We start from the raw sequence: 5,661 nt of genomic DNA, 5'->3' as shown, positions 1-5,661 counted from the left end.
GTTGCCGTACGGGGCGGCGATCCAGCCGTGGAGTTCGGCCTCGGCTGACTCCATGGCGAGGTTCGCTCCCTTGACGAGGCGCACCTTGACCGTGCCGCCACCCTCGGTGCGACGCTGCACAGCCCAGGCGCCGACGCGCTCGGCTGCATCATGGCTGTCGGGCAGGTATGCCTGCAGCACGATGCCTGCATCGACGGTGACGAACTCGGGTTCACTCAAGACCGCGATGAACGCTTCGATCGTGAGATCGAGGTCGCGGAACTCCTCCATGTCGAGGTTGACAAAGGTGGTCGGCGTCGCGGCACCGGCCGCTCGGTAGAGCGTGCGGAGGCGCTCGATCACGCGGCGGACGCTGTCGTCGAACGCGAGGACGTCGAGGTTGGCAACGATTGCCGACACCTTGACCGAGACATAGTCGACGTCGGCGCGTTCGACCTTTGCGAGCACCGTGGCGAGACGTTCATCAGCCTCGGCGTCGGAGAGAATCGCCTCACCGAGCGGGTTCACGTTCAGCCGGACGCCCTCGTCTGCACGACGAGCCAGGTGCCGACTAAAAGTCGGCTCATCGGTGCGCAACACAATCCCCGACGTCTCAGAGCGAATCCGCCGGACGACGAGTGGCATAACGATGCTCGAAAGGCGTGGCGCCACGAGTGCACCAGCCCGCAGCATCAGGCCGTCGATCGGGCCCATCTCGCGCGTCGGGTATTCCCGCACGAGTTCGGCGAAACGCTTGGCTGCCACTGCGGGGTCGTCGAGGCGCAGCACCTCGTCGGTGAGCGACAGGATGAGCTCGCGACCGTTGTGATCGGCGAGCAGCCGACCGAGGCGTTCACGCCGCCGCCGCTCTTGCTTCGACTCGTCAGCGAGGCTGACCGCAAGCAGGCTCCGGGCGAGGTCGACCGCATCATTTGTCTGCTGATTGTCCGTTGCCATCACCGTGTCCGGAACGGGTACCGGGACTGATTCCGGAACAGTGCGAGACGACAGATCGGTCATATCTCCAGCAAATACTGATGCGGGCCGCCGGTCTTGGTCGAATTCGACGGGCAGACAGTCGAATTCGTACCTGTCGGGCATCTGACACCGACCCTGCGATGATGACGGTGTGCCCGACCGTTCTCTCGACCGTTCTCTCACGGCCGTCACCGACGTGCTGGCGACCACGCCGAACGTCATGTTCTGCATCAAAGACACCAATGGCATCTACGTCTCGGCGAACCAGGCATTCGCCGACCGGGCGGGTGTACGAGCGCCTGGCGATGTGCACGGCAAGCGAGCCGCTGATCTGTTTCCGCCTGAGCTGGTCGAGCAGTATGAAGCGCAAGACGACGAGGTCATGCGTACCGGCCACATCCTGTCAAACGAACTCGAGGCGATCACTCGGCCCGACGGGACCTACGGCTGGTTCCTGACGTCGAAGTCACGGTGGACCGACGACGCTGGCCAGCCAGCCGGCATCGTCATCGTGTCGGTGGATCAACGCACACCGGTCGATGGTGCCGCACCGCATCGGCAACTCGCGAGCGCCGTGGAAATCGCTCGCGTTCGCTTCGCTGAACAGGTCACCGTGAGCGAGATGGCGGCCGCCGCTGGCGTGAGCGTGACACAGCTCGAACGACTGTCGAAGCGGGTGCTCGGTCTGACGCCGAAGCAACTGATCTTGCGCTTCCGATTGGAAGAGGCGCTGCGCTTACTCGACACGTCGACCGATTCGATTGCAACGATTGCATCATCCTGCGGCTACTACGACCAGAGTGCCTTCACCCGCCACTTCAAACGCGCGGTCGGTATGGCACCCGCCACCTTTCGAACCATGTCACACCGAGGTCTGTCACACCGAGCAGACCAAAGTGTGACAAGACGGTCGCGCTTCGACGATCAGTGATGGCCGTGTTCTTCGTGCTCGAGGTCGTCGCAATGGTGACACTCGAGTTGCAAGGTCACGTGGCTCACACGATGTTCGTCGACGAGCAGCGCACCAAGTCGGTCGGTCATGGCTTGTGCATCGTGCACCGACAGCCGGCCGTCGACGACAACGTGCGCCGTCACGCTCACCACGCCCGGGCCGACCGGCCGAAGATGGACGTGGTGAACACCGTCGACATCCGGTTCAGCGACAAGCACCTCGACGACATCAGCCACCGCCAAACCAGCCGGCACGCGGTCGAGGAGGACGCGTGTTGCCAACACGATGAGTCGCCACGTGCTCCAGAGCACAGCAGCGGAGAGCAGGAACGACGCTGCTGGGTCAATCCAAGCCGGGCCGCCGACTGCCAACAGCCCGCCGGCGACGACAACGACCACCGAGCCAGCGAGATCGGTCAGCAAGTGGAGGCGAGCAGCGCGCAGTGAGATGTCATCGGCACCGTGATTGTGACCGACGAGCAGCACGCTGCCACCGTTGACGATGATCGCGATCACGCCGATCGCGATCACGCCCGAGCCCGATACTTCAGCCGGTTCAAAGAGGCGACGGGTCGATTCGATGACGATCCAGACGACCGAGCCGACGAGTAAGAGTGCCGACACGAAGCCGCCCAACGCGTCGGACTTTCCCATGCCATAGGTCCACTGGGCATCGGCAGGCCGACGAGCGACCCGCAGTGCAATGAGCGCTGTGACGAGACCGAGTGCGTCAACTGCCTGGTGCGCTGCATCGGCGAGCACGACGACCGACCCGATGGACAGCCCGACAACTACCTGGACGACGGCAAAGACGACGTTGGCCCCCGAAGCCAAACCAAGCCGCTTCGCCGATCCATGACCGTGCGAATGACCGTGCGAATGATTGCGTGAAGCTGCCGTCACTGTCGCTTCATCACCTTGTCCATTCTCACTCATTGAGAATAGAATAGCAGGAGATTCGATCTGCACCATCTGCCAGACTTCACTCTTGACTACCGCACAACATGATCGCCTCACCGTCGAACTCCGTCCTCACCAAAATCGGTACGAGTTGCTGCTCGACGAATCGGTCGTCGGGTTCGCCACCTACTGGCTGAACGACAACGTGGTGACACTCCCCCATGTCGAGACCAACCGGGAGCATCGGGGCAAAGACTTCGCAGCCCAGCTGATGAGCGGCATACTCGCCGACGTCCGCGAGCGGCACCAGACAGTGCGTCCGCTGTGCGCCTACGCCGCGGCCTACATGCGGCGCCATCCCGAGACCGGCGACCTGCTCGCCAACTGAAGGGGAACACCATGTGCAGAAATATCACGACGCTGCGCGGTTTGGAGCCAGGCGCCACCGACGAAGAGATCGAGGCAGGCGCTCGTCAGTACGTTCGCAAGATCAGCGGCGTGCAAAAGACCTCAGCGGCGACCGAGGAGCCGGTCGAACGAGCGGTCGCCGAGATCTACGCGATCACCAAACGCGTCCTCAGCGAACTCCCGCCCCGCAAGCAACCCCCAAAAACCGAACCCCCGCTCCGCCGCTTGGCGCGAAAGTAGACGGTCGGTCAGTTCTCAACGCAAGCAACCGCGACGGCCCTCTTGCTGCCGACTCCCAGGTGTCGGAGGGGGACTTGAACAGCTCATGGGCTCGTCCGATGGTTTGTGACCATTCCACGAATCTCTGCACTTCCTTTTTCGGCCACTTGCTGACCCTGACACTCTTCAGCGATGGGCATGCTTCAAGCGACACCAGACGAACTGCGCAAGCACCTCAAGGCTTCAAAACTTGCAGTGCCAGAAACGTGCTGTTCGCACCGCTTCTGGCGCGTCGATCGCAGGAACTTCCGATCGATTATCTCGCTGGTACTCAAGATGCATCTGTCGCCCCTGCACGATCGTTCGATTCAGCTGGGTCAACAACGAACTGCGTCATGATCGAACGTTCAGCAGCGCTTGTAGCGCCGTATGACCGAGTTCTCTGAGGCCTTCAGACTCGCCGAGGCCCACCAAAAGCTTCCGTTCGCTCTTGCTCAGATCAGCCGTTGCCCGGTCAATGGGGCCAAGCATCCGGGTAAGGGAGCGAAGTCCCGCAGATGCTTCGCCCGGCTTGCCGCTGACTGCGAGGTGATTTTGGCGACCGCAGACGCCTTCCCGATCAACGCGCCGATCAAGTCGGGCCGACGGACCTCGGCTGACCTGCCTTCGATCTCCACGGTGACGATTCCGCTGCGCCGAAATGCCTGGGTGGTTCCAGGGGCTTCGATCGTTCGCCCCGAGCCCAACTTGAGTTGTAAGCGCTTGCCCAGGTTGTCCGGAGCGAGCACGTCGATCACCGCTGAACCACGACGATAACGATGGGCTGTCCCTTCGGGTCCTGGCGAATCCTGGTCGAAGCTGGCAGAGATCAAGGCCGAGTGAATCCTACTGAGACCCGCTGGCTCAGCCCGCAGGTCAACGACCACGTCTATGTCGTCCGTTGGCCGGGTGTCAGTGGACTGCCGCTGGAGCTCGTGCAGGAACACCATCTGCCCGCCGACAAGCAACCAGTTGTCCCCGAACGCCGGCGAGAGTTCGAGAAGCGCCGACCACGACTCGGCTTGTCCGCCGATCAATGGTGGCAGCACGATCACCGGGTGTTCAGACATGGGCTGCGATCAGGTTCTCGGCGGCAACCCAGTGTCGCGGATCGCCAGACTCCATCAGATCAAGCGCAACAGCAGCCCGAGGTGCGTACGCACGACCGGTCCCCGACCTGGGTTGAGCGATAGCACTGGCCCAGACGTCGACCGGGATTGAGCGAATTGCCACTCCTCCAAGCTGATCGGGCACCGCAGCAACGAGGGCTCCTAGCTGCTCATAGATCTCAGCGGAGACGTACAAGTCGGCTTCGCCAGCGACCGGCTGCAGCAGTTCGCCGAACTCGACCGCAGCAGCGACCCCACTCACCAGCACACCTCCGCGACCACACAGGTAGTCGAGATCGGTGGCACTCATCTCATGGCGGCGGACCTCTCCTCTGTTCCGGTATCGGCTCACGTTCGACAAATCGACATCGCCGAGTGCGATCTGTTCCCAAACACGCCGAGCGCTCAGCGGGCGACCGCGACGGTTCGAGACCTGACGACGCGCATCAATCGAATCGCGTGGAACTGCCCACGCATTCCCGAAACGCACACCCGGCAAGTCGCCAGCAACGACCAACTGGCGAACACGCTCAGACGACACACCAAGAAGTGCTGACGCATCCGCAAGCGACAGTAGATCAGAACCCATACGAGCAATATATAGGATTATTCCAAGATTTACAAGCCACCACCACCGACCTACCACCACCCCAACACAGTGCACACAAAACCAAAGACCACCCATCCAGAGCGATCAACGTCATCGACGAAAAATGTGAGACACAACCGCAGGTCCCGGTGGACCTCCATGGGAGGAACGATCTGCGAATCTCCCAAGCCCTGAATCTCTCTGGGAGATTCAGAAATGTTGCTACCAGCCACCTCCCGCCACCCACATCACCGCCGAGGTCTACAGCCACGTCACCCAACCCATCGCCAAAGACGCCGCCGGCCTCGTCGGCGAGCTGATTCTTGAGGAAGGCGGAGCGTGTCGACTCAGTTGATCCAGATCGATAGGTCGGCCCGATCGTCCGAGACCCCCGTCCAGTTCGCGTGAGCGACCGTCATTGAGATCCTGAAAAGCCGTTGACCAGGGCCGGAGCCTTTATGAACGTTGTGTCGGAGGGAGGACTTGAAC

At 62.0% G+C, this 5,661-nt stretch carries 7 protein-coding genes; 3 read left to right on the top strand and 4 right to left on the bottom strand.

Annotation, left to right across the window (positions count from 1 at the left end):
- Positions 1 to 936, bottom strand: a 936-nt coding sequence (locus ACH2EI_RS00035) for a proline dehydrogenase family protein (RefSeq protein ID WP_395158767.1), incomplete at its 3' end; no start/stop codon positions are given.
- A 172-nt stretch (positions 937 to 1,108) separates the two neighbouring features.
- Between ACH2EI_RS00035 and ACH2EI_RS00030 the strand changes: the two genes are divergently transcribed.
- A complete protein-coding gene (locus ACH2EI_RS00030; protein ID WP_395152415.1) occupies positions 1,109 to 1,888 on the top strand; it encodes a helix-turn-helix domain-containing protein in 780 nt (259 codons plus the stop codon).
- Here ACH2EI_RS00030 and ACH2EI_RS00025 read toward each other — a convergent pair.
- Positions 1,882 to 2,844 carry a cation diffusion facilitator family transporter gene (locus ACH2EI_RS00025; protein WP_395152416.1) on the bottom strand — a complete coding sequence of 321 codons (963 nt, stop codon included), beginning with the start codon at positions 2,842 to 2,844 and terminating at the stop codon, positions 1,882 to 1,884. The genes ACH2EI_RS00030 and ACH2EI_RS00025 overlap by 7 nt on opposite strands.
- Before the next feature lie 52 nt (positions 2,845 to 2,896).
- Here ACH2EI_RS00025 and ACH2EI_RS00020 point away from each other — a divergent pair, with 52 nt between their 5' ends.
- On the top strand, positions 2,897 to 3,196 hold the full coding sequence (locus ACH2EI_RS00020) for a GNAT family N-acetyltransferase (RefSeq protein ID WP_395158765.1): 300 nt from the start codon (positions 2,897 to 2,899) through the stop codon (positions 3,194 to 3,196).
- An 11-nt stretch (positions 3,197 to 3,207) separates the two neighbouring features.
- A complete protein-coding gene (locus ACH2EI_RS00015; RefSeq protein ID WP_395152418.1) occupies positions 3,208 to 3,456 on the top strand; it encodes a DUF2277 domain-containing protein in 249 nt (82 codons plus the stop codon).
- Positions 3,457 to 3,929: 473 nt separating this feature from the next.
- On the opposite strand, the gene ACH2EI_RS00010 is transcribed toward ACH2EI_RS00015, so the two are convergent.
- The gene (locus ACH2EI_RS00010) at positions 3,930 to 4,544 is read right to left on the bottom strand and encodes a hypothetical protein (RefSeq protein ID WP_395158763.1); all 615 of its coding nucleotides are present in this window, start codon (positions 4,542 to 4,544) and stop codon (positions 3,930 to 3,932) included.
- Complete coding sequence (locus ACH2EI_RS00005; protein WP_395152420.1) at positions 4,537 to 5,172, bottom strand: helix-turn-helix domain-containing protein; 636 nt, start codon at positions 5,170 to 5,172, stop codon at positions 4,537 to 4,539. Before ACH2EI_RS00005 ends, ACH2EI_RS00010 begins: the two co-directional genes overlap by 8 nt.
- Positions 5,173 to 5,661 lie beyond the last annotated feature (489 nt).

The organism is Ilumatobacter sp., assembly GCF_041688325.1.
Lineage (GTDB): Bacteria > Actinomycetota > Acidimicrobiia > Acidimicrobiales > Ilumatobacteraceae > Ilumatobacter_A.
Note: the sequence above shows the minus strand (reverse complement) of the source record. Positions and strands in the feature narration are given on the sequence as shown.